Source organism: Pseudoroseomonas cervicalis ATCC 49957 (genome assembly GCF_000164635.1).
In the GTDB taxonomy this organism is placed as follows: Bacteria; Pseudomonadota; Alphaproteobacteria; order Acetobacterales; family Acetobacteraceae; genus Pseudoroseomonas; species Pseudoroseomonas cervicalis.
Genome location: NZ_GG770777.1, coordinates 812,385 through 814,024, shown reverse-complemented (window position 1 = coordinate 814,024; position 1,640 = coordinate 812,385). Strand labels below are relative to the sequence as shown.

Annotated in this window: 1 protein-coding gene; it reads left to right on the top strand. The window is 71.0% G+C overall.

Annotated elements, in window-relative coordinates:
- Nucleotide 1: 1 nt before the first annotated feature.
- Nucleotides 2-1,306 carry a Tol-Pal system beta propeller repeat protein TolB gene (tolB, locus tag HMPREF0731_RS03520; protein WP_083854430.1) on the top strand — a complete coding sequence of 435 codons (1,305 nt, stop codon included), beginning with the start codon at nucleotides 2-4 and terminating at the stop codon, nucleotides 1,304-1,306.
- Nucleotides 1,307-1,640 lie beyond the last annotated feature (334 nt).

Below are 1,640 nucleotides of genomic sequence, written 5' to 3'. Positions count from 1 at the left end.
GCTGGCGCGCGCCCAGGCGCCGGCCCCGGGCGGCACGGCCGCCGGCGGGCAGGTGATCGACATCACCCGCGCGCGCACCGACCCGATCCCGATCGCGCTGCCCGATTTCGCCGGCGGCTCGCCCCAGGCGCAGCAGCTCGGGCAGAACATCACCCGCGTCATCGCCAACAACCTGCGCAATTCCGGCCTGTTCCGCCCGGTCGAGCGCGGCGCCTACATCCAGACGCCGGAGGCCGCGGCCGCCGCGCCGCGCTTCCAGGACTGGCGCGTCATCGGCGCCCAGGCGCTGGTCACCGGCCGGGCCGAGCCGCAGGGCGACCGCGCGCGCATCGAGTTCCGCCTGTGGGAAGTGAGCTCCGAGCAGCAGCTGCAGGGCACCGCCTACACCGCCAACGCCGCCAACTGGCGGCAGATCGCCCATGTCATCTCCGACGTGATCTATGAGCGGATGCTGGGCGAGAAGGGCTATTTCGACACCCGCATCGTCTATGTCGCCGAGAGCGGCCCGCGTGACCGCCGCACCCGGCGCCTGGCGATCATGGACCAGGATGGCGAGAACCACCGCTTCCTGACCGATGGCAGCTTCCAGGTGCTGACCCCGCGCTTCCATCCGAATGCGCGGCAGATCGCCTTCATGTCCTATTTCAACAACCAGCCCCGCGTGTACCTGTTCAACCTGGACAGCGGCCGGCAGGAGGTGCTGGGCAATTTCCAGGGCATGACGCTGAGCCCGCGCTTCTCGCCGGATGGCCGCTCGGTCGTGCTCTCCTCGGCGCGCGGCGGCGACGCCAACATCTATGTCGTCGATCTCGCCTCGCGGCGCGAGCGGCAGCTCACCTCGGGCGGCGGGCTCGACGTCTCGCCCAGCTATTCGCCGGACGGGTCGCAGATCGTCTTCAACTCCGATCGCGGCGGCGACCAGCAGCTCTATGTGATGGATGCCGGCGGCGGCGGCGCGCGCCGCATCTCCTTCGGCAATGGCCGCTACGCCACGCCGGTCTGGTCGCCGCGCGGCGACCTCATCGCCTTCACCCGCATCTCCGGCGGGCGCTTCGGCATCGGCGTGATGCGCCCCGACGGCTCGGGCGAGCGCATCCTCTCCGAGGGGTGGTCGATGGAAGGCCCGAGCTTCGCGCCGAATGGCCGCGTGCTGGCCTTCTACCGCGAGAGCCAGGCGCGCGACGCGCGCGGCGGCGGCTACTCCGCCCGCCTGTCGATGATCGACATCGCCGGCTTCAACGAGCGGCAGATCGTCACGCCCACCGACGCCACCGACCCGAGCTGGTCGCCGCTGCTCTCGTCCTGAGCCGTGTTCCGCCCCGGAATGCCATGGCGCGTTCCGGGGCCGCGCGCAGGCCTTGGCCGCGCCCTTCCGCTCCGCGCCGGTTTCCCAACATCGCAGTCCAGAGCTTTGCAATGGGGGAGGGGCAACCATTCCGCCGCTGCGGTATTCTGTGCCTTGAAGGCGCCCCAATCGGAGCGTAACCGCGGCTTTAATTCGACCTGAAACGGGAATCGACACCCATGCAGATGAAGCTTCTTGGCGCGCTCGCCGCCGCCGCCCTGCTCTCCGCCTGCGCCAGCGAGGACACCTCGGGCGCCGCCACCGGCGCGGGCGCCGCGGCCGGCTCCGGCGGCCT